The sequence below is a fragment of the Bradyrhizobium sp. SZCCHNS3016 genome (genome assembly GCF_032484535.1).
Classification (GTDB): Bacteria; Pseudomonadota; Alphaproteobacteria; order Rhizobiales; family Xanthobacteraceae; genus Bradyrhizobium.
The window spans coordinates 231,924-257,698 of the sequence record NZ_JAUETE010000011.1 but is presented as its reverse complement, the minus strand read 5'-3'; the positions used below and the strand labels follow the sequence as shown (position 1 = coordinate 257,698).

Sequence of the window (25,775 nt, the reverse complement as noted above, 5' to 3'; positions counted from 1 at the left end):
CACTCAATGATAGTCGACGAGGTCAACGTCCCACGCACGGCCATCCTCGAACCGAAAAACGATCCGCAAGTTAGCGCGAACGGTGACGGCCCAGAAGTTCCTCAGGTCCCCTTTCAGGGCATGAAGTCGAAAGGTCGGAAGATCGAGCGCCTGGATCGTCTCAGCTTCCTCCAGCACGGCAAGGACCTGTCTGATCTTTCGGACATGTTCGGGGTTTACACCGGCTGCTTTGTTCTCTTCGAACAACCGACGAAGTCCCTTGTGCCGGAAGCTCTCGATCACAGCTTCACCAATCGTAAAGGAGCATTTGACAATGTCAAGTGTCGTTTTACAGTGAGCAATCTTGTGCGGATTTGGAGTCATCCCATTGCGCCGCGGTCGTTTCACAAATTCACCGACACGAGGGGGCAGGGTCGGGTGAAAGCCCTCACCCGACATCCCTCGCACTCCCGCAATGTCCAAACGATCGGATAATATAGAACAAAAAGAGAACAAAGACAAGGCCGGGCATCAAGCGGCTGGCGTAGTCGCCTACGAGGGCGCGCGTGTGTATCCTGACAGAGAGGCGGAGGGTCTCCATGAGCCATCGTCAGGGACAATCTGAGCGGATCACGAACAGAACGGCCATGATGAGCCAGTCTGGATGCTCGATGACGCCTTGCGACTCTACGGGACCCGTATTCTCGATAATGTCGATCTCGACCCGTTGCCAAATCCCCGGGCCCGCGTCGGTGTTGCGGCAGGGACCATGATGGAGCGCGGGAATGCCCGTGCCTTCGCGATGGAACGGCGAATGCTGGATCGGCTGCAAGCAACGGTCGGCTGACATGGCTCTCAGTGAGTTGCAGAGAGCGATGCTGCGCCTGCCGACTTCACTGCGATCGATTGGTCTCCCGGCCGTCCTCGAGTTGGACGGGGGTCCCCAGAACGAACACGGCCTCCGGCAGGGGAGCTACCGGAGGCCGCGTATACATCACCCGCCGCGCCTAGGTTCGCATTGGGCAATGTGGGAGCTTGTTTTCAGAGAAGGGCGGCGGCAGCGGGGCATTCCTGATCCGTGTCGCGCTCGGCCAATCCCTTGTCCGACCCTCCGGCGCGGGAGGGATTTCTGTCCTGTCTCCTGGTCCTAGTTTCGATTGCCGGATTGCGAGGTCATCGCGTCGGCGGCTTTCTTGAGCGACCGGGCGAGGCTCCGCCCGGTCTTCGATGCTGAGGTTCGCCTCAGAACGGCAGCAGGATGTCCATCACCTGCTGGCCGTAGCGCGGCTGCTGGACGTCGGAGATCTGGCCGCGGCCGCCGTAGGAGATACGAGCCTGGGCGATCTTGGTGGAGTCGATGGTGTTGTCGCTCTGAATGTCCTCGGGCCGGACGATGCCGGCCACGATCAGCTCGCGGATTTCGTAGTTGACCCGAATCTCCTGCTTGCCCTCGACGACGAGGTTGCCGTTCGGCAGCACCTGCGTCACGACTGCGGCGACGCTGGTGGTCAGCGTTTCCGAGCGCTGGATTGTGCCCTTGCCGTCGGAGGACGAGGAGGAGTCCTCGGTGAGGATGCGGCCGGGCAGGATCTTGTTTGCCTGCGTGATCGTCTTCGAGCCGATGAAATCGGTGATCCCCGAGTCCTCCTTGCCGCTGCGGCTGCGCTGGGTCTCATTGGCGATGTTGGCCTTGTCGGAGATGCTGACGGTCACGGTGAGGAGATCGCCGACCTGATGGGCGCGCTGGTCCTTGAAGAAGGCGCGCGAGCCGTTGCGCCACAGCGAGTTCGGGGCATAGGACACCGCCTCGGGCTTCGGCATCGGCATCTGCACCGGCTTGTAGCCAGGCTGCGTGGTCGGATTGTCGATCTCCGTCAGCTTCGGCCGCTCGCCGATCTGCGACAGCCGGTCGATCGAGGAGCATCCGCCGGCGATCGACAGCACTGCGAACGAGACCGAGATCAGCGCGACCCGGCGCAGGCTCGAGGCGCCCCGACCATCAAACTTGAACTTCGACATGAAACTTACTCGGCTTTCGGGGTGGCGGAGGTAGGAAGGCGGCTGGCGACGGCGACGGGCGCGGCGATGTCGGCTTCGGAGGTCTGCGCCGGCTTGGCGACGGCGATGTCGACGGAGACCTGGCCGCGACCCGAGACGCGGCCGGTCACGGTGCGCTTGGACTGCAGATTGAGCACGCTGACGACGTCGCCTTCGGTGCCCGACTCCAGCGCCTTGCCGCGCGTGGTGAGATAGATGCCGGCGGTCTGGTAGATCAGTGTGACCGCCTGGTCGCGCTGCACGAGGTCGGGCTTGGCGAGGTCGGTGGTCTTCAGCGCCTGACCCGCGCGCACCGCGCGGCGCATCTGCATGCCCACTGCGAGCTCGCGCGAGGCAGGCTCGCCGCCGCCGAGCTCGGCGCGCGGCCGCCGCTCGGTCTGCAGGTCGCCTGAGCGGATCATCTCGTTGCGATCGATGTTGCGGGTCAGCACCACGGCCTCGACGGTCTCGATCGCCGTGCCGGTGTAGCGCAGCTTGGTCGGGCTGGCGCCATTGGCATGGCCGAGCTCGAAGGTGACGTCGAAGCGGCCGCTGCGGGGGTCGAAGCGGGCGCTGGTCGGCGCCAGCGTGCCTGACGTCGAGGCCTCGAATTTGAGATCCTGCACCGGCTGGTCGAAGCTGATGCTGAGGTTCGCGGCATCGCCAAGCCCGTTGCGGTGATCGAGCGCCTGGGCCACTGCCGTGCTGATCTCCTTGGCGTCGATGGCGCGGGCCAGCCGCGTGACCGCGACCTCCTTGATGTCGCGGACCTCGACGCCGATGACCTGGTGGGTGCGCAGGGTCGCGATCACCTGCGCGGCCGGCAGCACGCCGGTCGTGCCGAGATCGGGCGCGCGGTAGACGGCGATGTTGGCCGCGACGCCCGCATTGTCGATCAGGTCGCCGACGCGCACGATGTCACCGGTGACGTTGACGGTGGAGCGCAGCACGGGCGCCTTGATCTGGTCGTCGGCCTCGCCGGCCAGCGCCGACAGCGCGGTCGAGGCGAGCAGGGCGGCTGCGAGCAGGAAGGGACGGACGGTGCGGGTCATGATGGCGATCTCCCTTCGAACCTCAGCGGAACAGCGCAGTGGTCGATTGCAGCATCTGGTCGGCGGCCGAAATGACCTTGGCGTTCATCTCATAGGCGCGCTGGGCGGCGATCAGCTCGCTCATCTCGCTGACGACATCGACGTTGGCCTGCTCCAGGCTGCCCTGGGTGATGCTGCCGAGGCCATCCTGGTTGGCGACGCCGTCCTGCGGTGCGCCCGACGACGGCGTGTCGGTGAACTGGTTGTTGCCGACCGGCTGCAGGCCGGCCTTGTTGATGAAACGGGTGACCTGGAGCTGGCCGATGATGTTCGAGGTGGTCGAGCCCGGCAGCGTCACCGAGACCTGGCCCTGCGCGTTGACGGTGATGCCCGAGGCGTTCTGCGGGATCGTGATCGTCGGCTGCACCGGGTTGCCCTGCGCGGTGACGATGCGGCCCTGATTGTCCATCTGGAAGGTGCCGTCGCGGGTGTATTGGAAGGTGCCGTCGGGCATCAGGATCTTGAAGAAGCCCTCGCCCGAGATCGCGAGGTCGAGATCGTTGCCGGTCTGCGACAGCGTGCCTTGCGTCATCGAGCGCGGCGTGCCGACGGTCTTGACGCCGCCGCCGATGTCGATGCCGACGGGGAGGATCGTGCCCTGGTCCGACGACTGCGCGCCGACGCGGCGCATGTGCTCGTAGATCAGGTCCTGGAACGCCACCGTCTGCTTCTTGAAGCCGGTGGTGCGCAGGTTGGCGATGTTGTTGGAGATCACCTGAACGTTGAGTTCCTGTGCCGCCATTCCGGTCGCAGCGGTGTGAAGCGCCTGCATGTCACGTCTCCTTCAAGATCTGTCAGGCCGGAACGTCGGCGAGTTTCTCGATCGCGTTCTTGCGCAGGTCGCTCTGGACCTGCAGCATGTTGGCGACCTGGGTGTAGGCGCGCATCACTTCGACCATCTTGCTCATCTCGCCGACCGCGCTGACGTTCGACTTCTCGATGTAGCCCTGCTGGATGGTCGACTTGGTGTCCTGCTGCGGGGTGGCGCCGGCGGCGGCGGCGTAGAGGTTGTTGCCCTGCTTCTGCGCGGCCTGCGGGTCGGCGAAGTTGACGATGCGCAGCTTGCCGCGGATCGAGTCGGTGCGGTTGACGCCCTCGACCACCGTCACGGTGCCGTCGGGCGAGATGTTGATGTCGTGGTCGGTCGGCTGAAACACGATCGGACCGCCGGTGCCGAGCACCAGGTCACCGGCGGAGGTGACGAGCTGGCCGAGATTGTTCATGTGCAGGTTGCCGTCGCGGGTGTAGCGCTCGCCGGCCGCGGTCTGCACCGTCAGGAAGCCGTCGCCCGTGACGGCGACGTCGAGCGCGTTGCCGGTGCGCTGCATCGAGCCCTGCGAGAAGTCGCGATAGGTGCCGCGGTCCTGGACATAGGACACCCTGCGGGCGGCGCCCGGAAAATTGTCTTCATGCGCGCCGGAGGAGAGATACTCCTCGAACAGCTGCTGATCGGCCTTGAAGCCGTTGGTGTTGACGTTGGCGACGTTGTTGGCAACGACGTCGAGCTGCCGCTCCAGCACCATCTGCCGCGACAATCCGATGAGAAGCGCATTCTCCACCGGTCGATCTCCCCTTTTAACGAATCCCGTTCGCGGCACCTCTCCCAAGGCGGTCTCGACCGGGTCTTCAACGAACCGTTCAGCTCTCCCAAGCCTGCGGGTTCGCAAGGGGTACAGCGAAAGCCGTGCCAACTCTGAATCTATCGATAAATCAACGATTTGGATTTAAGCCCGGGTTCAGAACGCCCGGCAATAACGTCTCGCTAACCATAATTGCCCGGCAAGTTTTTCCCACCGCCTCGGCAAAAGAAAGCTTCCGTTAACCATTGTTACCGTAGCGTTCCCTCAACAAAGCGCAGATGCGCTGGGAGCGTTGGTTTCGCGTCATTAAGCTTTCTGGCGGCATCGGCTCGATTTTCCGGAAGGATCCGAAAGCTATGGCCGAGAACGACGCCGGAGCAGGCGAAGGCGAGGAGCAAGCAGGCTCGCCGAAGAGCAAGCTCAAGCTGATCATCATGGTCGTCGGCGCGCTGGCGCTGCTCGGCGTCGGTGGTGCGGCCTATTTCTTCTTCTTCAGCCACAAGAACGACGAGCATCACGCCGAGGCGGCGCCGCCGCCGAAGCCGCCGGCCTTCGTCGAGGTGCCGGACCTTCTCGTCAACCTAGTCGGCAATCCCGGCGACCGCGTCCAATATCTGAAAGTGAAGATCGTGTTGGAGGTGAAGGAGGAGAAGCAGGTCGAGACGATCAAGCCGACGCTCCCGCGCGTCACCGACATCTTCCAGACCTATCTGCGCGAGCTCCGGCCGAGCGACCTCAACGGCTCGGCGGGACTGTTCAGGCTCAAGGAGGAGCTCACCAAGCGGGTCAACGTCGCGCTGGCGCCGAACCAGGTCAACGCGGTGTTGTTCAAGGAAATCGTGGTCCAGTAAGGCAAAGAAGCTCAACGATCATGGCGGGCAACGATCAAGTCGACCAAGATGCGATAGCCGCGCAATGGGAAGCCTCGCTCGACTCGGAGGATCCCACAGAGGCCGCGGAAGCCGCAGCAGCCAATGAACTCACCGAATCGATGGCCCTGCAATGGGCCGCGATGGTCGAGGACGGCAGCCGCGATTTCGGCGCCACCAAGAACGGCGGCGAGCGGGTGCTGTCGCAGGAGGAGATCGACAATCTCCTCGGCTTCACCGCCGGCGAGGTCAGTCTCGACGACCATTCCGGCATTCGCGCGATCATCGATTCGGCGATGGTCTCCTACGAGCGTCTGCCGATGCTCGAAATCGTCTTCGACCGTCTGGTGCGGCTGATGACGACCTCCTTGCGCAACTTCACCTCCGACAACGTCGAAGTTTCGCTCGACCGCATCACCTCGGTGCGCTTCGGCGACTACATGAACTCGATCCCGCTGCCGGCCGTGCTGTCGGTGTTCAAGGCGGAGGAGTGGGAGAATTTCGGGCTCGCCACCGTCGACTCGACCCTGATCTATTCGATCATCGACGTGCTGCTCGGCGGCCGCCGCGGCAACACCCAGCTCCGCGTCGAGGGCCGCCCCTACACGACGATCGAGACCAACTTGGTCAAGCGCCTGATCGAGGTGGTGCTGAGCGATGCCGAGCAGGCGTTCCGGCCGCTGTCGCCGGTGCGCTTCACCATCGACCGGCTCGAGACCAATCCGCGTTTCGCCGCGATCAGCCGGCCCGCCAACGCCGCGATCCTGGTGAAGCTGCGGATCGACATGGAAGACCGTGGCGGCAACATCGAGCTGCTACTGCCCTATGCGACCATCGAGCCGATCCGGCCGGTGCTGTTGCAGATGTTCATGGGTGAGAAGTTCGGCCGCGATCCCGTCTGGGAAGGCCACTTCGCCACCGAGATCACCAAGGCCGAGATCGCCGTCGACGCCGTGCTGTACGAGGCCGACGTGCCGCTGAAGCAGCTGATGAAGCTGAAGGTCGGCGACACCCTGCCGCTCGACATCCGTCCCGATGCGCTGGTCGCGGTCCGCTGCGGCAGCACCATGCTGACGGAAGGGCGGATGGGCCGGGTCGGCGACCGCGTCGCGATCCGTGTCACCAAGAATTTGCGCAAGCCGAATACGACGCTTGCGATGTTCGAAGGCTCCGAAGGCCAGAACAAGTTGATGGAGGCCCAATGAACCACTCCCTCGGATTGATCATCGAAAGCCTGGTGGCGGTCCTTCTGGTGCTGACCATCGGCTATTGCATGCTGCTGAATTCCAGGCTGAAGCGGCTGAAGGCGGACGAGCATTCGCTCAAGGCCGTGATCGCGGAGCTGATCACCGCGACCGAGATCGCCGAGCGGGCGATCGGCGGCCTCAAGCTCGCCGTGCGCGACGTCAACGACAATCTCGGCAATCAGCTCGCCGCCGCGACGCAGATGTCCGACCAGTTGCGCAAGCAACTCGCCGAGAGCGACGGCGTGGTGCGCCGGCTGTCGCGCATCGCCAGCGCCGCGCGACCCATCACCTCGCCTGAAGCCGCGCCCGAGCCGGCGCCTGCGCCGGTGCCGGCGATCACGACCGAGCCGGTGCGCGTTTCCGGTGCCAAGGCGGTTGCCGCCGCGGCCCAGGCATTCTCCGAACGTCGAAGGACTGGTGGCCTTGCCGCATGAATGCGTTTCGTAACATCCGCGTCATTCCCGTCGTCCTGATCGCGGTGGCCTGCCTTGCGGTCCTGAAGGTGGCTGGCCTCGTGATCGATGGCGGCTACGTTTTCGACTATGACCCTCACCCGACCAAGCGGTCCTGGGCCCAGGAGAACCTGGGCTATCCGGGCCGCGAGGACAATGACATCGTCACCGGCTCCACGCACGGCGCACCGAAGGAGAAGAAGGAGGAGGCGCCCAAGCCCGCCGCTCCGGACACCAAGCCCGAGGGCGTGGTGATCAAGCCCGAGGAGAACCAGCAGCAGGTGTCGCCGGCGGAGAAGGCGATCCTCGAGCGGCTGCAGTCGCGTCGCCAGGAGCTTGACGCGCGTGCGAGAGAGATCGACATCCGCGAGAGCCTGTTGCGCGCCGCCGAGCAGCGCATCCAGTCCAAGACGGAGGAGATGAAGGCGATCGAGGGCCGCATCTCCGGCGCGCAGGCCGCCAAGACCGAGGCCGACAACGCCCGCTTCAAGAGCATCGTCACGATGTACGAGGGCATGAAGCCGAAGGATGCCGCCAAGGTGTTCGACCGGCTCGAGATGTCCGTCCTGATCGAGATCGCCTCGCAGATCGCGCCACGCAAGATGTCCGACATTCTCGGCCTGATGACGCCGGAGGCGGCCGAGCGACTCACCGTCGAGCTCGCGCGCCGGGCCGGAGCCGACAAGCCCGAGACGAGCGCCGAGCTGCCGAAGATCGAAGGCAAGATCGTGCCCGTGAAGAGCAATTGAGCCGCATGTTTAATGCGCCCTTAAACGCCGGCACCTAGATTTCAGGCGTGGCGGGGCAGGCGTATCCGTCAAGTTGCGGATGTCGAACCGGAAGCTTGTGACCATGGCGCGCACGACTCCCATTGGATTGCGGTCGAAGGCCCGCGCACGGGCGCGCGCCGGCCTTGCGCTGCTGTCGGCCATCGTTATCGGCCTGGTGCTGTCCACGGTCGCGGCAGGCGCTGCGCCGGTGCCGGGCGAGGCGAACCTGTCGGCTCAGGACGGCTATGCGCGGCTGGTGCTGAAATTCGCCGAGGACGTCAGCGCCGACGTCACCACCGCCGGCTCGATTCTGCTGATCAGGTTCGATCGCGCCGCCACCATTCCGATCGACCGCTGGGTGGATGCGGCGCCCGACTATATCTCATCGGCCCGCGGCGACCCCGATGGCTCGGCGCTGCGGTTGTCGCTGTCGCGCAAGGTCCGCGTCAACACCATGACCGCCGGCGAACGCGTCTTCATCGATCTGTTGCCCGACAGCTGGACCGGCCCGCCGCCGCCGCTGCCGGCCGAGGTCGTGCGCGAGCTCGCCGAGCGCGCGCGCGCCGCCGAACGGGCGCTGCGGCTGCAGCGCGCCGAGGCGGAATCGAAGAAGCGACCGCCGATCCGCGTCCGCGCGCTGGTGCAGCCGACCTTCGTGCGCTTCGTATTCGAGATCCCCGACGGCGTCGGCATCTCCTCGGTGCTGAACGACCAGAAGCTGTCGCTGTTCTTCACCGCGCCGCTGTCCTTCGATCTCGCCGACGCCAAGCTCGTCGCGCCGCCGAACGTCGCCGCGATCAACCAGCGCATCGACGGCAGCAGGACCGTCGTCGAGCTCGGCCTGGTCGGCGAGGTCGACGTTCGTGCCTTCCGCGAGGAGAAGAACTACAACATCGACGTCGCCTATCAGCAGCCGGACAAGAAGGTTTCCGCAGTCTCCTCGGACACGCTGCCGGGCGCCAAGGCGGCCGCGGCCGAGAAGCCCAACGGCAGCAAACCCAATGGCGACAAGCCGAAGCAGGCGGCGCAGCCCGAGATCGTGCCGCCGACCTCCGACACTATCGCCAAGGAGATGAAGACGGAGACCAAGCCGGCGCCCGCGGTCGCGGCGCCAGCGACCGAGCCCGCAGCCGAGCCTGCGCCGTCGGCAGCGGCTGCTGCCGCGCCGGCCGCCGCGAAGGCCGAAGCCGCGCCCGAGGCCCCCAAGCCTGAAGCTGCTGCGCCTGCAGCTGTCAAATCCGAAGCAGCCAAATCCGAGCCAGCGAAGTCCGAGGCGATGAAGCCGGAGGCCGGCAAAGCCGAAGCCGCCAAGCCCGTCGAGACCAAGTCTGCCCAAACAGAGCCTGCCGAAACCAAGCCGGCCGAGAAGGCAGCTAATGGAGCCGCCACCCTGGAGGCCCTGCGCGACAGTGAGGGCCTGCGGCTCACCTTCGGCTTCGGCCAGGTCACGCCGGCGGCGCTGTTCCGCCGCGGCGACACGGTATGGATGGTGTTCGATTCGACCAAGCCCGTCGACGTCGAGCCCATCCGCGCCAAGGGCGGCGCCATCATCGGCGAGGTCAACAGGATGCCGCTCGACAAGGGGCAGGCGATCCGGATCCGCCTCAACCGCCCGCAGATGCATTCGCTCGGCAGCGACGATGGCGGGCGCAGCTGGACCCTGTCATTCGCCGACAAGGGCCTGACCAATCAGCAGCCGCTGATGGTGATGCGCAACGTCACCGATCCCGCGCTCGCCAATGTCATGGTGCCGCTCGCCAATCCCGGAGCCGGCATGCTGCACCGGCTGACCGACCCGGATGCCGGCGACACGCTGCTGGTCGTGACGGCGCCGCCGCCGATCCGCGGCTTCATCAAGCGCCAGGATTTCGTCGACCTGTCGCTGCTCGATTCGATCCACGGCATCGCGGTGCGTCCGAATTCGGACGACGTCGCCGTCGAGATCGCGCCCGACAAGGTGATCCTGGGCCGGCCGGGCGGGCTGACCCTGTCGTCGATCGGCTTCTCGCCGGAGCGGGCGCCGACCGCCGTACGGCCGATGTTCGACATCGACGAATGGCAGCAGAACCAGACCCTGCCGTTCGTGCCGCGCGAGGATCTGCTGATCAAGGCCGCGGCGAACGCCGAGCCGGAGCGGCGGGCGCAGACGCGGCTGGCGCTGGCGCGCTTCTACATGGCGCGAGCGATGTATCCGGAAGCGCGCGGCGTCACCAATCTGATGATCTCCGACGCCGACCCGCGCACCGACGAGACCGCCATGCTGATGATCCACGCGGTGGCGAGCATCCTGATGGGCCGGCCGGACCAGGGACTCAAGGATCTCGCCACTCCGTCGATCGGCAATAATTTCGATTCGCAGATGTGGAAGGGCCTCGCCTTCGCCCGCCAGGGCAAGTTTGCCGACGCACGCGAGAAGCTGAAGAACGTCGAGTTCGCCATCGCCTCGCTGCCGCTCGACCTGCAGCGCGTCGTGATCGCGGATGCGATGAAGTCGGCGCTCGAGATCAAGGATTTCGCCGGCGCCGCCAAGCGGCGCGCCGAGCTCGACGTGATCGGCGTGCCCGCGGACATGAAGCCCGACATCGCCGTGCTGCGCGGCCGGCTCGCCGAGGCGATGGCGCAGGAGAAGGATGCGCTCGACGACTATCGCTTCGCCGTCAATTCCGAAGACCGCCTTGCGGCCGCGGAGGCCAAGCTGCTGGAGATCAAGCTTCTGCAGAAGCGCGGCGAGATCAAGCCGCCCGACGCGTTGAAGGAGCTGGAGATCTTGCAGGCGATCTGGCGCGGCGACGCCATCGAGGTGCAGACGTTGCAGATGATGGCGCAGCTCTACGAGGAGGCCGGGCGCTATGCGGACTCGCTCGAGGCCGCGCGTCAGGCCACCCGCCTGATGCCCAACTCCGATTTGGCGCGGCAGGCCCAGGATGCAGCCTCCCGCCTGTTCTCGCAGTTGTTCCTGAACGGCAAGGCCGACGAGCTGCCGCCGGTCGATGCGCTCAGCATCTTCTACGGGTTTCGCGAGCTGACGCCGATCGGCCGCCGCGGCGACGAGATGATCCGCAAGCTCGCCGACCGCTTGGTCGGCATCGATCTGCTCGACCAGGCCGCCGAGCTTCTGCAATACCAGGTCGACCACCGCCTCGAAGGCGCGGCGCGCGCCCAGGTCGCCGCGCGTCTCGCCATGGTCTATCTCACCAACCGCAAGCCTGACCGCGCCATCGAGGCGCTGCGCACCACGCGCATCGCGGATCTCGCGGGCGAGCTGCGCCAGCAGCGGCTGCTGCTGGAAGCCCGCGCCAACAGCGACATCGGGCGTTACGACCTCGGACTGGACATCATCAGCAACATCGGCGGCCGCGAGGCGATCCGGCTGCGCTCCGACATCTACTGGGCGTCGCGGCGCTGGCGCGAGGCGTCCGAGCAGATCGAGCTCTATTACGGCGATCGCTGGCGCGATTTCCGCCCGCTCAATCCGGCTGAGCGCGGCGACATCCTGCGCGCCGTGGTCGGCTATGCGCTCGCCGACGATGCCATCGGCCTCGCCCGCTTCCGCGAGAAATATGCGCCGCTGATGACCGGCGAGGCCGACAAGATCGCATTCGACGTCGCCAGCAAGCCGGCGAGCGGCTCCAGCGCCGAGTTTGCCCAGATCGCGAAGATGGCGGCGAGCGTCGATACGCTCGACGGCTTCCTGCGCGACATGCGGGCGCGCTTCCCGGATGCCACCGGCAAAGGGCCGGACGGCGGCAAGGATGCTGCGAAGGCCCCGTCGGAGGCGACCGGCGCCTTGCCGCGCATCCAGGGCGTCAAGCAGGCGATCGCTGGTCGATGACGTCGTGTGTCAAGGCGTGGAGCCGGAGGACCTGGCGACATGACGAAGCCGACCAAGACCGAAGCCGAGCTCATCGCGATGGCCAAGGCCGATCCCGGCACGGCGACGCGCCCCGGCTATCCGGAGAGCGTGTCGATGCTGGTGAAGATCGGCGACGAGCTGAGCAAGCAGTACGACGTCGTGGGGTGAGCGATTCTGAATCCGTCCGAAGCGCGCCAAGACGAAAGTTCGAGACTGCTTTGCGAAGCCAGTGGATCGGTAATTGTCTTGTTCGTTCAGTCGGAGCGATGCGGCGCAAGCGCTTCGATGATGCGGCAGTCGGCAACGGTGCCGTGCTTGCAGCGCCCTATGACATCGGCAAGTTCGTCGCGCAGCGCCACGAGGTCTGAGATCTTGCGTTCGATCTCTGCCAGATGTTGGCCGGCGATGACGTCGACCGCTTCGCACGAGCGGTCTCGCTGATCGGCGAGATCCAGCAGGTCACGGACTTGGTCGATGGAGAAGCCCAAGTCGCGGGCACGCCGAATGAAGCTCAGTCGCCCCAGTTGGTCGTTGTCATAGGCTCGGTAATTGCCCTCGGTTCTCGCCGGAACCGGTAGCAGACCGATCCGCTCATAATACCGGATCGTTTCGACCTTGGTGCCGGTCCGCTTCGCGAGGTCTCCGATGGTCAGTCGTGACATGGCTTGACCCTGTAGTGGCTACAGGGTCCATATAGGACGTCGCATCATCTTGTAAGAGGCGACGATATGGCTGGTTGTCATGATGACTGCTGTTCGTCTTCCCCTCCGAGGGAACTGGACAGCCCCCGCTGGCGTCGTGCGCTCTGGATTGCGTTGGCCATCAACGGAGCCATGTTTTTGGCCGAGATCGCAGCAGGCGTGGCGGCCGGGTCGGCCTCGCTGCAGGCGGACGCGATCGACTTCCTCGGTGATACGGCCAACTATGCGATCAGCCTCGGAGTGGCGGGACTCGCGTTGACCTGGCGAGCACGCGCCGCCCTTCTGAAGGGCTGGTCGCTCGTCCTGCTTGGCGTCCTTGTCCTTGCCTCCACTGTCTGGCACGCAATTGCAGGCACCCTCCCGGAGGCGAGGACGATGGGGGTCGTCGGCATACTCGCTCTTGTCGCCAATGCAGGCGTGGCCGTCATGCTCTACCGTTTCCGCGTCGGCGACGCGAATATGAGGTCGGTCTGGATCTGCTCCCGGAACGATGCGCTCGGCAACATCGCCGTGCTCGCGGCCGCAGCCGGTGTGTTCGGCACCGGCACGGCGTGGCCGGATCTCATTGTGGCGGCGATCATGGCCGCGCTTGGTTTGAGCGGTGGCTGGCACGTCATACAGCGAGCTCGTATCGAGCTGCGCGGCTCCTCCACATCGCGCCCCGTCGCAAGCCCAATCCGGGCGAACTGATCGAGGGTACGCGTCAATGGGAGACACGAACCTACTGCCTCTCGCTCATAATGACAGGTGAAACCTACCCGCCGTAGCTCTGCACCAGGCTGCCGGCGACCAGCGACCAGCCGTCGACCAGCACGAAGAAGATCAGCTTGAACGGCAGCGACACCACGACCGGCGGCAGCATCATCATGCCCATCGACATCAAGACCGAGGCGACCACGAGGTCGATGATCAGGAACGGCAGGAACAGCAGGAAACCGATCTCGAAGGCGCGCCTGAGCTCGGAGATCATGAAGGCCGGCACCAGGATGCGCAGCGACAGGTCGTCGGGCGTCGCCGGCGGCGGCTCGCCCGAGAGGTCCGTGAACAGCTTCAGGTCCTTCTCACGCACGTTCTTCTGCATGAAGCCGCGCAGCGGCACCGAGGCGCGCTGCAGCGCGTCCTCGACGCCGATCTGGTTCTCGACCAGCGGCCGGATGCCGTCCTCATAGGATTTCTGCAACACCGGCCCCATCACGAACGCGGTCAGGAACATCGCGAGCGCGATGATGACCGAGTTGGGCGGGGCGGTCGCAGTGCCCATCGCCGTGCGTAGCAGCGACAGCACGACCACGATGCGCGTGAACGACGTCATCATGATCAGGATCGACGGCGCGATCGACAGCACCGTGAGCAGCGCGATCAGTTGGACCGCGCGTTCGGTGACGCCGCCACCGCCGGCGCCGAGATTGATGCTGATGTCCTGCGCAGCAGCACGTCCCGCCAGTAAACCGGCGGCAGTCAGAACAGCGATGAAGACAACTCTACGCGGGGGAAGCAGCGATCTCACTGAGACGACTTCGGACGTCCGAGCAGCGAGGCCATCTCGTCCTCCAGATTCTCGAAGCTGGTCTTGGCCGGCGCGGCTTGCGCCGGAGCCGGCTCGCTGCGTGCGGCCGCCCGGGGACCCGAGGCTGGAGCAGCCGACGGATCGGCCGATGGACGCCGCAGCGCGGCCTCGAGCCGTTGCGCCATCTCGGCCAGATTGGCTTCGGCGCTCTGATCGGCCGCTGCGGGCGGCGGCGCAACCGGCGGCGGGGGCGGTGGCATCTGCGCAATCGGCGGCAGCGGCGGCGCCGCCACGCGTTCGACGCGCTCGGCAGCGCGTTCAGCGCTCCGCACCGGCGGCAGCCGGGGCCCCTCGGAGGGGCGCGGCGCCTCTGCCGGCCGTTGCGGCTCGGCGGGGCGCAGCGGGCGCGGCATCACCGGTTCACCGCGGGGCGCCCGCTCGGGGCGCGGCTCCAGGCGGGCTTCGTCGCCGCCGCGCGGCTCTCCACGGACGTCTGCCCGGAGGTCCTGGCGGGGATCGGGACGGCGCGGAGGGAGCGGTGATTCCGGCGGGAACGCCGGTGCCGGCTCACGCCGCTCAGCAGCAGCCGGCCCCGTGCGGCGAACCTCATCGATGAACGACGGCCGCATCGGGCGCTGCGGCGGCTCCGGCATCTGCGGCTCGGCATGCTCGGCGGCCTCGGTCTTCGGCTCGTTGTCGGCCCAGGACGGCGCATCCGGCAGCGGCGCGATGCGCGCCGCCGGCCGTTCTTCATTGATGCCCGGCCGCTGCGGCAATTGCTCGCGCGCCGGCATGGCGCGCACGATGTTGGATTCGACCACGATGTCGGTCGGCCCGCCGATCATCAAAAGATGCTCTATGTTGTCACGGCGCACGAGCACGAGACGGCGGCGGCCATCGACGGCGGCGGCATCGATCACGGCAAGCCGGGGCATGCGGCCGCGATTCGGGTTGGTGCCGAGACGATTGCCCGCGAATCGACGGACCAGCCACGCGGCGAGGCCGATCAGAGCCAGCACCGCCACGAATGCAAAAAAGAACGTCAGTGCCTGCATCTCTGTCCCCGGCAAATACCGCGTCCTTTCGAAGTCTCTCGTCTGTCCAACGCATCGCCGGCAGCGAACGGAGCTTCAGAACCGGAACCAACCTGTTAACGCATGACGGCAGGAACTGCCGCTCGGCCTCTTAATAACCCATGAATCGGCCGGGCCAAAACGACTTCTTGGCGAGCCGCGCCGTCCCGTAATGATGCATCGGTCGGCTGGGGCCCCGGCACTTTCCTAAGAAATCGTCAAAACCCCGGGAATGTCCCGGTGGGCATCGCACCGTTTCTTAACTCCTTGTTAACCATATGCACGGCAATTTCTACCTACCCAAACCGTCCGGTAGCCGGACACAACCGAGCAGCGCCATGTCCATCAACGATCTCCCCGTGTTGTCGGCGTTGCGGACCAAGATGCAATGGCACCAGGAGCGCCAGCGCGTGCTGTCGGAGAACGTGTCCAATTCGGATACGCCCAACTTCAAGCCGAAGGATCTGGTTGAGCCGAAGTTCGACTCAACCGGCCAGGCGGTCGGCGGCTTTGCGCCGCTGTCGCTGACCCGGACCAGCACCGCGCACATCGCACCGTCGTCGGGCGAGAGCGCGAGCTTCGACCAGAACCGCAAGGCGGGATTTCAGACGAGGCCCGCCGGCAACGCGGTGAGCCTCGAAGAGGAGATGCTGAAGGTCTCCGCCAACCAGATGGACTATGCCGCGGCAACCTCGTTGTACGGCAAGAGCCTGCATCTGTTGAAGACGGCGATCGGCAAGGCCTGAGCCGGAGTTGAGGACGGAGACCGACAAGCATGGCAAACGACTCCAGCGATTTTCTGCGCTCGATGAGCATTGCGACCTCCGGCCTGCGTGCGCAGGCGGGGCGTATGCGCGTCATTTCCGAGAACATCGCCAATGCCGATTCGACCGCCGCCAAAGCGGGTGGCGATCCGTATCGCCGCAAGGTCCCGACATTCACCTCGGCGCTCGACCGTGCGCTTGACGCCAAGGTGGTGGCACTCGGCAAGGTGGTGCCCGATCAATCGTCGTTCCGCGTCAAATACGACCCCAGTAACCCGGCCGCGGACGCGTCCGGCAATGTCAAGTACCCCAACGTCAATCCGCTCATCGAGATGACCGACATGCGCGATGCACAGCGGTCCTACGAGGCGAATTTGAACATCATCGGCGCCACGCGCCGCATGATCCAACGCACACTCGACATTCTGAAGACCTAGGACAGGAACGAAAGTCATGGCCTCCCCAATCTCCGCAGCTAATGCCTATGCGAATTCCGCCCGCGTGCTCGACGCCGGCGGCTCGAGCGGTGCCTTCGGTAGCCTCGGGCGCGTGCGCGACGTGCTAGGCAGCGGCAACGGCGCCGACAAGGGTGGTCCGTCGTTCAGCGCGGTGCTGAAGGATGCGATCGGCAGCGTGATGGAGGCCGGACGCAAGTCGGACAGTCAGGCGGTCGCGATGGCCGCGGGCAAGGCGAACGTCATGGATGTCGTCACGGCGGTCGCCGAAACCGATGTCGCGGTGTCGACGCTGGTGTCGGTGCGCGACCGCGTGATCCAGGCCTATGAAGACGTGATGAAGATGACGATCTAGGCGCAACTCGTAACGCATCAGGGATTTGCCGTCTGCCGCGACTGCGCGCGATGCGCGATGAGGCGGGTGCCGGACCGGAACCGATCGACAGTGAGGAACGACAGGACATGACAGGAGCTGAAACGCTCGATGTGGCGCGCGATGCGATCTGGACCATCGTGCTGGTCTCCTCGCCGCTGATGGTGGTCGGCCTCGTCGTCGGCGTGGTCGTCTCCCTGTTTCAGGCGCTGACGCAGATCCAGGAGCAGACTCTGGTGTTCGTGCCGAAGATCATTGCGATCTTCGTGACGCTGCTGCTGGCGCTGCCGTTCATGGCCGATGCCCTGCATTCGCACATGATGCGGATCTCGTCGCGAATCATCGGCGGATGAGGCAATGTCCGGGGCAGCAGGGCTAGCCTGCGTGAGGGCGCTGCGAGCGGTCGCGAGGAGCAGTGCGGGGGGCGCTGCTGCTTTCGGCCGTGAGCTGGCGGCCTTTCGGGCCAACTCTTCGCAAGCTGTCTCGTCGCAGGCTGTCTCTTCAAAGACCGTCGTGCCGCACCAGCATGCGGTCGAAAGGGCCGTGACGGCGGACGATGCGCATCGATATTTCCTTCCTTCCGGCGCTGGCCGCCGTGTTCATGCTGGCCTTCGCGCGCGTCGGCGCGATGGTGATGCTGCTGCCGGGCCTCGGCGAGGTCAACATCCCCGTCCGCATCAAGCTCGCGACCGCGCTGCTGCTCACGATGATCGTGCTGCCGCTGCACCGTCAGGCCTATCAGGTCGACCTGCAGGCGTTGTCGCCGCTCTTGGTGATGATGGTGCACGAGATCGTGATCGGCATCGTGCTCGGCGCAACGGCGCGGGTGACGCTGTCGGCGCTGCAGGTCGCGGGCTCCGTGATCGCGCAGCAGATGGGGCTCGGTTTCGTCACCGCGGTCGATCCGACGCAGGGCCAGCAGGGCGTCCTGATCGGCAACTTCCTCACCATGCTCGGTGTGACCCTGCTGTTCTCGACCGACAGCCATCACCTGGTGATCGCTGCGCTCAGCGACAGCTACAAGATCTTCGCGCCGGGCGAATTGATCCCGAGCGGCGACGTCGCCTCGCTGGCGACCAAGGCCTTTGCCACGGCGTTCAAGATCGGCCTGCAATTGTCGGCGCCGTTCCTGGTGTTCGGGCTGGTCTTCAACATCGGGCTCGGCGTGCTGGCGCGGCTGATGCCGCAGATGCAGGTCTATTTCGTCGGTGCGCCGCTCTCGATCCTGATCGGCTTCCTGATCTTCGCGCTGGTCCTGACCGCGATGATGGGAACGTTTCTCGGCTATTTCGAAGGCGTCATGCACGAGATGATGCCGCGGTGAGGGGGCCGATCGATGTCCGATGAGGCCGATTCCGAAGACAAAACAGAAGACCCGACGCAAAAGCGGCTGGACCAGGCGCTCGAGCGCGGCGACGTCGTCAAGAGTCAGGAGCTCAACACCTGGTTCGTGATCGCCTCCGCGACCTTGGTGATGTCGACCTTCTCGGGCTCGATCGGCACCGCGGTGCTGGTGCCGATGCGCAACCTGATCGCCAATTCCTGGATGATCCAGACCGACGGCGCCGGCCTGCTGGCGCTGGCGCGCAGCCTGTCGTTCGCCGTGATCGCGGCGATCGGCGTGCCCATTCTGATGGTGATGCTGGCGGCGATTGCCGGCAACATGATGCAGCATCGCCTGGTCTGGTCGGGCGAGCCGATGAAGCCGAGCCTGAGCAAGATCTCGCCCTTGGCCGGCGCCAAGCGCCTGTTCGGCAAGCAGGCCGCGGCCAATTTCGCCAAGGGGCTGTTCAAGCTCGTGCTGCTCGGCACGGTCATGGTCATGATCCTGTGGCCGGAGCGGCTGCGCCTCGAATCGCTGCTGCACATGGACGTCAGCGAGCTGCTCGGCGTCACGATGTCGCTGACCACGCATCTGATGGGCTCGGTGGTCGCGCTGCTCGCCCTGGTCGCGATCGGCGACTACCTGTTCCAGTATCGGCAATGGTACGAGCGGCAGAAGATGTCGGTGCAGGAGATGAAGGAGGAGTTCAAGCAGTCGGAAGGCGACCCGCACGTCAAGGGACGCATCCGGCAGATCCGGCAGCAGCGCATGAAGAAGCGCATGATGGCCGCGGTTCCAAAGGCCTCCGTGATCATCACCAACCCGACCCACTACTCGGTCGCGCTGTCCTACGAGCGCGGCATGTCGGCCCCGGTCTGCGTCGCCAAGGGCGTCGACAACATCGCCTTCAAGATCCGGGAGGTCGCCAAGGCGCACGACATCCCGATCGTCGAGAACGTGCCGCTGGCGCGCGCGCTCTACGCCACGGTCGAGATCGACGAGGAGATCCCGGTGGAACATTATCACGCCGTCGCTGAGATCATCGGCTACGTGATGGGGCTGCGGCGCAACCTCTCGGGGCGCCCGCGATGACAACCGATTCGGTCCCCGGACGGACCGCAAAATACGGATAAATCATGGAATATCGGCTTGACGGGCTTGCGCTTGACCCGTCGATTCAGGCAGGTGGAAGGGGGAGCCGCGCGAACGGGCTGGGGCTCCCAGCCGACAGGTCGCGTCCCCGAGCCATGAGCGCCGATTCCGACAACGATGGGTTACAGGATCAGGTGGGCCTGCCGGAGCGGCCGCGCCGCAGCGGCAGCATTCTGCTGATCCTGCTGGTGGCGTTCGGCCTCGTCGCGGTCGCGATCGCGTTGATGACGATCGGCCGCGCCCAGGCGCAGCCCTACATTCTCGGGCTGCTGTCGTTGCTCGCCACCGTCGGCCTGTTCAATCTGTTCGCGTTCGCCGCCGGCATCGTCCGCTTCGCCGACAAGTCGACCGACGATCCGGTGTTGGGCGCGATCGCCGATCACGCCTTCGATGGCCTCGCGGTGACCGATCCGCGCGGCCATGTCGTCTACGCCAACGCCGCCTATCTCAACATGACGGGAGCGGCGACCGCGCAGGAGGCGCGTCCCGTCGAGCGTGTCTTCATCGGCAATCCCGATGTCTCCGAAGCGGTGTTCCGCCTGCTCAAGGCGGCGCGCGAGGGCAAGCGGCAGCAGGAGGAGGTACGCATCACTGCGGCCGAAGGCGCGCAGGGGCGCTGGCTGCGGATGCGCGTGCGTCCGCTCGGCCAGACCAAGCGCCACGCCCGCTACGCGGTGTGGTCGATCGCCGACATCACGCGGGATCGCGAACGCCAGGAGGACGTGTTCCAGGAGCTGCAGCATGCGATCGAATATCTCGACCATGCGCCGTGCGGCTTCTTCTCGGTCAATCCGGAAGGCAGCCTCGTCTACGTCAATGCCACGCTCGCCAACTGGCTCGACTACGATCTCGCCGAGATCGGCTCGGGCGGCCTGAAGCTCGCCGACGTCGTCTCCGGTGACGGCGCGTCGCTGCTGACCTCGATCGTGGCGGTGCCCGGCGAGGTCCGCACCGAGGTGTTCGACATCGACCTGAAGATGCGCGGCGGCAAGACCATGCCGGCGCGGCTCTACCACAAGCTCGCCTTCGGCGCCGACGGCAAGCCGGGCGCCTCGCGCACCCTGGTCATCAGCCGCGCCCGCGACGAGCGCTCCGATCCGGAGCGCGCCGCCGAGGTGCGCTTCATGCGCTTCTTCGACCATACGCCGATGGCGATCGCGACCGTCGACCGCGGCGGCGCCGTCGTAAGGGCCAATGCGCGCTATGCCAAGCTGGCGCAGAGCGTCAGCGGCGATGTGGCTGCGGCGAAATCGATCTTCCGCACCGTCAGCCAGCGCGACCGGCATCTCCTGATCGCGGCGATCAACCAGGCCTCGGAAGGGCAGGCGGACATTCCGCCGGTCGAGGTGATGCTGGAGGGTGCGAAGGAGCGCTTCGGCCAGTTCTTCGTCACCGCCGTCGACGAGGACGAGCGCGAGACGGAAGCTGCGATCGTCTATCTGCTCGAGACCACCGAGCGCCGCGCGCTGGAGAACCAGATCAACCAGTCGCAGAAGATGGAGATGGTCGGTCAGCTCGCCGGCGGCATCGCCCACGACTTCAACAACGTGCTCTCGGCCATCATGATGGCCAACGATTTCCTGCTGAACGCGCACAAGCCGACCGACCCGTCGTTCCAAGACATCATGCAGATCAAGCAAAACGCGACCCGCGCCGCGACGCTGGTGCGGCAGCTGCTGGCGTTCTCGCGCCGCCAGACCCTGCGGCCGCAGGTGCTCGATCTCGGCGACGCGCTGTCCGACCTGACGATGCTGCTGCGCCGGCTGATCGGCGAGAAGGTCAAGCTCGACCTCGTGCATGGCCGCGACCTGTGGCCGGTCAAGGTCGACGTCTCGCAGTTCGAGCAGGTGGTCGTGAATCTCGCGGTCAATGCCCGCGATGCGATGCCCGATGGCGGCAAGCTCTCGGTGCGGACCGCCAACGTCTCGGCCGACGAGGTCGCGCAGGCCGCCTACAAGGGCATGCCGGTCGCCGACTACGTCCGCATCGAGATCAGCGACACCGGCACCGGCATTCCGGCCGAGATCCGCGAAAAGATCTTCGAGCCGTTCTTCTCGACCAAGGAGGTCGGCAAGGGCACCGGCCTCGGGCTGTCGACCGTTTACGGCATCATCAAGCAGACCGGCGGCTTCATCTACGTCGACAGCGAGGTCGGCAAGGGGACCTCGTTCCAGATCTTCCTGCCGCGGCACATCGTCGTGCCGGAGGTCCAGGCCGAGCCGCACGCGGCCAACGGCGCCGCCAAGGAGCCGGCCGCAGCGGAAGCGTCAAAGCCGCGCGCCGACCTGACCGGGCAGGGCACCATCCTGCTGGTCGAGGACGAGGAGGGCCTGCGGGCGCTGAACGCGCGGGGCCTGCGCTCGCGCGGCTACAGCGTCATCGAGGCGTCGAATGGCGTCGAGGCGATGGAGGCGCTGGAGGAGTGCGATGGCGTGCTCGATCTCGTGGTGTCCGACGTGGTGATGCCGGAGATGGACGGACCGACGCTGCTCAAGGCGATGCGCGAGCGCAATCCGGAGATCAAGATCATCTTCGTCTCGGGCTATGCCGAGGATGCGTTCGAGAAGAGCCTACCCGAGAACCAGCAGTTCGCGTTCCTGCCAAAGCCCTTCACGCTCAGCCAGCTCGTGGCGGCGGTCAAGGAAACCATGGCGCCACAATAGGTTACCGGAGTTCCTTGGGAAGTTCCTTGGCAAGGCGGCCGAGCGCCTTCATCCCGCGACCCAGCGCCGCAGCCGCGCGGCCTCGTGCCGCCTTCCCTTTTCGCCGGTTGTGCCCATCTTACAGGCATCCCCATTCCGGGGAGTTATGGGAAACACAGATGAGCTTCATGCAGCGCAAAAGCGGCCTCCTCAAGGCGATGGCCGTGGCCCTTTCACTGGCGCTGCCGACGGTGCTCGCCGTCTCGGCGGCCGACGCCCGGATCGGCGGCGGCTCCAGCTCGGGCTCCCGCGGCACGCGCACCTTCTCCGCGCCACCTCCCACCTCGACCGCGCCGGGATCGGCGTCGCAATTCAACCGCACCATCACCCAGCCGGGCCAGCCCGGCGGCTTCAACACGGCCGCGCCCGCGCGTGGCGGGCTGTTCGGTGGCCGCGCGGGTGGCCTGCTCGGCGGCCTCGCTGCCGGCTTCCTCGGTGCCGGCCTGTTCGGCATGCTGTTCGGCGGCGGGCTCTTCTCCGGCCTCGGCGGCTTCGCCTCGATCATCGGCCTGATCCTCCAGGTCCTGCTGGTGGTGTTCCTGGTGCGCATGGCGATGGCCTGGTGGCAGCGCCGCAACCAGCCGGCCTATGCCGCCGGCCCGGCGCCGTCGCCCACCGACGGCCAGCCGAGCCTCCGCTCGGGCCTGAGCGGCCTTGGTGGTTTCGGTGGCTTCGGCGGTGGCAGCAACACGCCGCCGCTGCAGATCCTGCCGGCCGACTACGAGTCGTTCGAGCGGCTGCTCGGCGAGATCCAGTCCGCCTGGTCGAACGAGGATGTCGGCCGCCTGCGGCTGCTGTCGACGCCCGAGATGGCCTCGTATTTCGAGCGCGATCTCGAGCAGAACCAGGCCCGCGGCGTGGTCAACAAGGTCAGCGCCGTGAAGCTGCTGCAGGGCGACCTCGCCGAAGCCTGGCGCGAGAATGGCGCGGACTACGCCACGGTCGCGATGCGCTTCACCTTGGCCGACAAGACCATCGAGCGCGCCTCGGGCCGGGTGGTCGACGGCTCCGACCAGCCGCAGGAGGTCACCGAGATCTGGACCTTCCTGCGCCACGCCGGCGCCGATTGGCAGCTATCGGGAATCCAGCAGGTCAGCTGAGCCTGACTTGAGACCCTCATCAGGCGCCGCGGAGCAATCCGCGGCGCCTTTGCTTGTGGAACAATTCCCATCTCTCGTGGGCCCGATGGCGGCTGTTCCCAGGCCGATCTGAAGCGCACGGGCGGTGACGGGCTGCTATACTGCTTCGCGGCGAACTAACACTGCGTCCGTTGCGTTGTCCGAGCCTAACGTGTGGGCGCATCACTGCGAGGATGGCCCATGCGTTACGAGCTCTACTACTGGCCCATGATCCAGGGGCGCGGCGAATATGTGCGTCTCGCGCTGGAGGAGGCGGGCGCCGCCTATCGCGACGTCGCGCGCGAGGACGGCATCGGTGCGATGACGGCGATGATGGAGGAGGATAGCGACACGCCGCCCTTCGCGCCACCGTTCCTGAGAGCGGGCCGCCGCGTCATCGGCCAGACCGCCAACATCCTGCTGTTTCTCGGCAGCCGCCATGGCCTTGCGCCCAAGGCCGAAGCCGGCCAGCTCTGGGTGCATCAATTGCAGCTCACCGTGACCGACTTCGTCGTCGAGATCCACGACACGCATCATCCGCTGGGGCCGACGCTGTACTACGAGGACCAGCGTGCGCCGGCCAGGAAGCGCACCGCCGAATTCTGGGGCGAGCGGGTGCCGAAATTCCTCGGCTATTTTGAGCAGCTCCTGTCGAAAAGCGGTGGCGCCTACGTCACCGGGCGCAGGCTCACTTATGTCGACCTGTCGCTGTTCCAGATCGTCGCCGGCCTGCGCTACGCGTTCCCGAAGCGCATGATGGCGTTCGAGCGCAACATCCCGAGCCTCGTCGCGCTGCATGACCGCGTCGCCAGCAGGCCGAACATCTCAGCCTATCTCGCCAGCGAGCGCCGCATCGCCTTCAACGAGGACGGCATCTTCCGCCACTACAAGGCGCTGGATGCGTGAAGGCGAAGCCCTGCGGCGCCGCGCTTGACGATGTATAAGCATTGGCTTATACATCTGGCATGATCGTCGAAGCCCAGCTGACATCCGTCATGAAGACGCTTGCCGACCCGACGCGGCGGGCCGTGTTCGAGCGCATCGCGCGCGAGGGGGAGGTGGCGGCCACGGGCCTGGTGCAGGGCTCGCGCGTGTCGCAGCCGGCGATCTCACAGCATCTCAAGGCGCTGCGCGACGCCGGGCTGGTCAGCGAACGGCGCGACGGCCGCCACAACTATTATAGCGTCGCGCCAAAGGGGCTGGCGCCGCTGGTCGACTGGCTCGGTCATTACCGCGCATTCTGGCATGAGCGTATTGCCGGCCTCGAGGCACTGTTGAAGGAGACCGAGTGATGGGTGAGACGCATGCGATCGTGGTGGAGAAGCATCTGCCCCATTCGCCCGACAAGATCTGGCGCACGCTGACCACGAGCGACCTGATCGCGAAATGGTTGATGCCGAACGACTTCGTCGCGGCCACCGGGCATCGCTTCACCTTCCGCACCAAGCCGGTGGGCGACTGGGATGGCGTCGTTCACTGCGAGGTGCTCGCCTGTGAGCCGCCGCATCTGCTCAGCTATTCCTGGAAGGGCGGTTCGGACTCCAACCCGGCCTACGGCTTACGGCTCGACAGCGTCGTGACCTGGACGTTGACGCCGGTCGAGGGCGGCACGCATCTGCGGATGGTCCATGACGGCTTCGTCTTCCCGGGCAACAAGTTTCAGTTCGACATCATGGGACAGGGGTGGAGTCGGATCGGCGATGCCATCACACGTATAGCGGCGGATGCCTGAGGCGCCGCCGCTATACGAAGTTGGCCTGAGGGTGTGGGATCGTCAGGCGAGAATGTCGACGCGCGTGCCCTGGCCGGGCGGCAGCGGCGGACGGGAGGCCTGCTTTTCAGCGGCCGCTTCGTCGCCGGTCTTGTCGGGCTTGAAGGCCTGGCTCTGCTGCGTTCGATTCCGGGTCTGCGTGTCTTGGGTCTGCGGCTTGGTCGTCTCGGTCGAGACCGGCGGCGGTGAGGGCGGCGGCGATGACGACGAAACGCTCGAAACGGACATGGTCCAGCTCCTCGCTTGGTGTTGCGATGAGCGTGGCCATCCCTGACGAAAACTTCGTCAACCAGATCGCTCGAATTGTCTGCAACTGTCGGTGGCGCGGCGAATAGTGAACGGGTCGCTGCCGCCGGCGCAGAAACGACAGGGCTATCGCGTCACGCGGGCCTATTGGTCCTTGCTGCGGCTGATCGTGATCGAGGACTCGGTCTTGGTCCGGGCGCAACGCATGTCGAGCCGGCGGTAGCGGCTGGCGACGTCGTCGCCGCGGAAGATCCCGAGCCGGCGGTAACAGCGTGTGACGCCGCGCTGCATGTCGTCCTTCGGCAAGGTGAACACGATCGCCGCCGCGCTCGCCATCAGGTCGATGAAGGCCGGCGGCGGCTTGCGGTCGGTTTTTCCGAACAATTGATTGCTGAAGTTCTTAGACGAGCAGCCGAGCGTGAGCTCGCGCGCTTTGGGGTGGGCGAGATAGACGGTGCCGGCCGCGGTCTGACCGATCTTGATGCCGTCGATGCCGTTCTTCAATTCCTTGGCGAGGTCGTCACAGCGATCGGCGCGCGCGGGCTGCGGCAGCAGAGCCGCGCCCAGAGCAAACACGATGGCAAACAGGGCCGCCCGGCCGAATGAGCAATGATACGAACGCATTTCGAATACCCCCCGCGCCATTGAACCCGGCGCGAGGAGATCACGCAAGCGCCGATGCGCTGCCTCCGCACAAGATCATCGCGCGTG

The 25,775-nt window shown here is 65.9% G+C and carries 29 protein-coding genes and 1 pseudogene; 20 read left to right on the top strand and 10 right to left on the bottom strand.

The annotated features are described in order from the left end of the window. Positions 1-3 precede the first annotated feature (3 nt). Entirely contained in the window at positions 4-438 is a 435-nt protein-coding gene (locus QW881_RS21935; RefSeq protein WP_315756563.1) for a type II toxin-antitoxin system RelE/ParE family toxin, read from the bottom strand. A gap of 205 nt (positions 439-643) precedes the next feature. On the opposite strand from QW881_RS21935, the gene QW881_RS21930 reads away from it, so the two are divergent. Continuing rightward, positions 644-826, top strand: a complete 183-nt coding sequence (locus QW881_RS21930; protein WP_315756562.1) for a hypothetical protein — start codon at positions 644-646, stop codon at positions 824-826. A gap of 395 nt (positions 827-1,221) precedes the next feature. Here QW881_RS21930 and flgH read toward each other — a convergent pair whose 3' ends face one another. From flgH to flgF, 4 genes are read right to left on the bottom strand one after another with little or no spacing between them, the layout of a single operon-like run. After that, positions 1,222-1,998, bottom strand: a complete 777-nt coding sequence (gene flgH / locus QW881_RS21925; protein WP_315756561.1) for a flagellar basal body L-ring protein FlgH — start codon at positions 1,996-1,998, stop codon at positions 1,222-1,224. Positions 1,999-2,003: 5 nt separating this feature from the next. Beyond that, a complete protein-coding gene (gene flgA, locus QW881_RS21920; protein WP_316159058.1) occupies positions 2,004-3,071 on the bottom strand; it encodes a flagellar basal body P-ring formation chaperone FlgA in 1,068 nt (355 codons plus the stop codon). A 19-nt stretch (positions 3,072-3,090) separates the two neighbouring features. Then, complete coding sequence (gene flgG, locus QW881_RS21915; protein WP_315756560.1) at positions 3,091-3,879, bottom strand: flagellar basal-body rod protein FlgG; 789 nt, start codon at positions 3,877-3,879, stop codon at positions 3,091-3,093. A gap of 22 nt (positions 3,880-3,901) precedes the next feature. Beyond that, complete coding sequence (gene flgF, locus QW881_RS21910) at positions 3,902-4,666, bottom strand: flagellar basal-body rod protein FlgF (RefSeq protein WP_315756559.1); 765 nt, start codon at positions 4,664-4,666, stop codon at positions 3,902-3,904. Positions 4,667-5,043: 377 nt separating this feature from the next. On the opposite strand from flgF, the gene fliL reads away from it, so the two are divergent. The 6 genes from fliL (at position 5,044) to QW881_RS21880 (ending at position 12,046) form a co-directional block, all read left to right on the top strand. Then, positions 5,044-5,538: a flagellar basal body-associated protein FliL gene (fliL, locus tag QW881_RS21905; protein WP_315738773.1), complete on the top strand. Its 495-nt coding sequence runs from the start codon at positions 5,044-5,046 to the stop codon at positions 5,536-5,538. A gap of 20 nt (positions 5,539-5,558) precedes the next feature. Then, positions 5,559-6,761 carry a flagellar motor switch protein FliM gene (fliM, locus tag QW881_RS21900; RefSeq protein WP_315738772.1) on the top strand — a complete coding sequence of 401 codons (1,203 nt, stop codon included), beginning with the start codon at positions 5,559-5,561 and terminating at the stop codon, positions 6,759-6,761. Beyond that, positions 6,758-7,237, top strand: a complete 480-nt coding sequence (locus tag QW881_RS21895) for a DUF6468 domain-containing protein (protein ID WP_315716016.1) — start codon at positions 6,758-6,760, stop codon at positions 7,235-7,237. Before fliM ends, QW881_RS21895 begins: the two co-directional genes overlap by 4 nt. Continuing rightward, complete coding sequence (locus tag QW881_RS21890) at positions 7,234-8,004, top strand: flagellar protein FlbB (protein ID WP_315756558.1); 771 nt, start codon at positions 7,234-7,236, stop codon at positions 8,002-8,004. The genes QW881_RS21895 and QW881_RS21890 overlap by 4 nt, the downstream gene beginning before the upstream one ends. A gap of 103 nt (positions 8,005-8,107) precedes the next feature. Continuing rightward, positions 8,108-11,857 (top strand): tetratricopeptide repeat protein, encoded by a 3,750-nt coding sequence (locus QW881_RS21885; protein ID WP_316159047.1) that lies wholly within the window; start codon positions 8,108-8,110, stop codon positions 11,855-11,857. 39 nt (positions 11,858-11,896) lie between these two features. After that, a complete protein-coding gene (locus QW881_RS21880) occupies positions 11,897-12,046 on the top strand; it encodes a hypothetical protein (RefSeq protein WP_315756556.1) in 150 nt (49 codons plus the stop codon). An 86-nt stretch (positions 12,047-12,132) separates the two neighbouring features. Here QW881_RS21880 and QW881_RS21875 read toward each other — a convergent pair whose 3' ends face one another. Then, positions 12,133-12,540: a helix-turn-helix domain-containing protein gene (locus QW881_RS21875; protein ID WP_315756555.1), complete on the bottom strand. Its 408-nt coding sequence runs from the start codon at positions 12,538-12,540 to the stop codon at positions 12,133-12,135. Between the two features lie 66 nt (positions 12,541-12,606). On the opposite strand from QW881_RS21875, the gene QW881_RS21870 reads away from it, so the two are divergent. After that, positions 12,607-13,269: a cation transporter gene (locus tag QW881_RS21870; protein ID WP_315756554.1), complete on the top strand. Its 663-nt coding sequence runs from the start codon at positions 12,607-12,609 to the stop codon at positions 13,267-13,269. Between the two features lie 64 nt (positions 13,270-13,333). On the opposite strand, the gene fliP is transcribed toward QW881_RS21870, so the two are convergent. Both fliP and QW881_RS21860 read right to left on the bottom strand, forming a co-directional pair. Further along, a complete protein-coding gene (gene fliP, locus QW881_RS21865; RefSeq protein ID WP_315756553.1) occupies positions 13,334-14,086 on the bottom strand; it encodes a flagellar type III secretion system pore protein FliP in 753 nt (250 codons plus the stop codon). Continuing rightward, on the bottom strand, positions 14,083-15,141 hold the full coding sequence (locus tag QW881_RS21860; RefSeq protein WP_315756552.1) for a flagellar biosynthetic protein FliO: 1,059 nt from the start codon (positions 15,139-15,141) through the stop codon (positions 14,083-14,085). Before QW881_RS21860 ends, fliP begins: the two co-directional genes overlap by 4 nt. Positions 15,142-15,497: 356 nt before the next feature. Between QW881_RS21860 and flgB the strand changes: the two genes are divergently transcribed. From flgB to QW881_RS21800, 12 genes and pseudogenes are all read left to right on the top strand, one after another. Further along, positions 15,498-15,905, top strand: a complete 408-nt coding sequence (gene flgB, locus QW881_RS21855; RefSeq protein ID WP_315756551.1) for a flagellar basal body rod protein FlgB — start codon at positions 15,498-15,500, stop codon at positions 15,903-15,905. A gap of 29 nt (positions 15,906-15,934) precedes the next feature. Continuing rightward, positions 15,935-16,360, top strand: a complete 426-nt coding sequence (flgC, locus tag QW881_RS21850; RefSeq protein ID WP_315716023.1) for a flagellar basal body rod protein FlgC — start codon at positions 15,935-15,937, stop codon at positions 16,358-16,360. Between the two features lie 16 nt (positions 16,361-16,376). Further along, positions 16,377-16,733: a flagellar hook-basal body complex protein FliE gene (gene fliE, locus QW881_RS21845; protein ID WP_315738761.1), complete on the top strand. Its 357-nt coding sequence runs from the start codon at positions 16,377-16,379 to the stop codon at positions 16,731-16,733. A 107-nt stretch (positions 16,734-16,840) separates the two neighbouring features. Then, positions 16,841-17,104, top strand: a complete 264-nt coding sequence (gene fliQ / locus QW881_RS21840; RefSeq protein WP_008965881.1) for a flagellar biosynthesis protein FliQ — start codon at positions 16,841-16,843, stop codon at positions 17,102-17,104. Between the two features lie 203 nt (positions 17,105-17,307). Then, positions 17,308-18,075: a flagellar biosynthetic protein FliR gene (fliR, locus tag QW881_RS21835; protein ID WP_315738760.1), complete on the top strand. Its 768-nt coding sequence runs from the start codon at positions 17,308-17,310 to the stop codon at positions 18,073-18,075. 12 nt (positions 18,076-18,087) lie between these two features. Further along, positions 18,088-19,167 (top strand): flagellar biosynthesis protein FlhB, encoded by a 1,080-nt coding sequence (gene flhB, locus QW881_RS21830; protein WP_315756550.1) that lies wholly within the window; start codon positions 18,088-18,090, stop codon positions 19,165-19,167. 155 nt (positions 19,168-19,322) lie between these two features. Continuing rightward, complete coding sequence (cckA, locus tag QW881_RS21825) at positions 19,323-21,890, top strand: cell cycle histidine kinase CckA (RefSeq protein WP_315756549.1); 2,568 nt, start codon at positions 19,323-19,325, stop codon at positions 21,888-21,890. 167 nt (positions 21,891-22,057) lie between these two features. Continuing rightward, positions 22,058-23,029, top strand: coding sequence for a Tim44 domain-containing protein (locus QW881_RS21820; protein WP_316159056.1), 972 nt, complete (start codon positions 22,058-22,060; stop codon positions 23,027-23,029). A gap of 56 nt (positions 23,030-23,085) precedes the next feature. Next, positions 23,086-23,188, top strand: a pseudogene (locus tag QW881_RS21815) (lectin); the annotation flags it as partial. Between the two features lie 60 nt (positions 23,189-23,248). After that, positions 23,249-23,953: a glutathione S-transferase gene (locus QW881_RS21810; protein ID WP_316159044.1), complete on the top strand. Its 705-nt coding sequence runs from the start codon at positions 23,249-23,251 to the stop codon at positions 23,951-23,953. Between the two features lie 59 nt (positions 23,954-24,012). Beyond that, positions 24,013-24,339 carry a metalloregulator ArsR/SmtB family transcription factor gene (locus tag QW881_RS21805; RefSeq protein ID WP_315756586.1) on the top strand — a complete coding sequence of 109 codons (327 nt, stop codon included), beginning with the start codon at positions 24,013-24,015 and terminating at the stop codon, positions 24,337-24,339. Further along, positions 24,339-24,779 (top strand): SRPBCC domain-containing protein, encoded by a 441-nt coding sequence (locus QW881_RS21800; protein WP_315756547.1) that lies wholly within the window; start codon positions 24,339-24,341, stop codon positions 24,777-24,779. Before QW881_RS21805 ends, QW881_RS21800 begins: the two co-directional genes overlap by 1 nt. A gap of 42 nt (positions 24,780-24,821) precedes the next feature. Here QW881_RS21800 and QW881_RS21795 read toward each other — a convergent pair whose 3' ends face one another. Then, positions 24,822-25,046, bottom strand: coding sequence for a hypothetical protein (locus tag QW881_RS21795; protein ID WP_316159042.1), 225 nt, complete (start codon positions 25,044-25,046; stop codon positions 24,822-24,824). Between the two features lie 162 nt (positions 25,047-25,208). Next, positions 25,209-25,688 (bottom strand): hypothetical protein, encoded by a 480-nt coding sequence (locus QW881_RS21790; RefSeq protein ID WP_315756546.1) that lies wholly within the window; start codon positions 25,686-25,688, stop codon positions 25,209-25,211. Positions 25,689-25,775 lie beyond the last annotated feature (87 nt).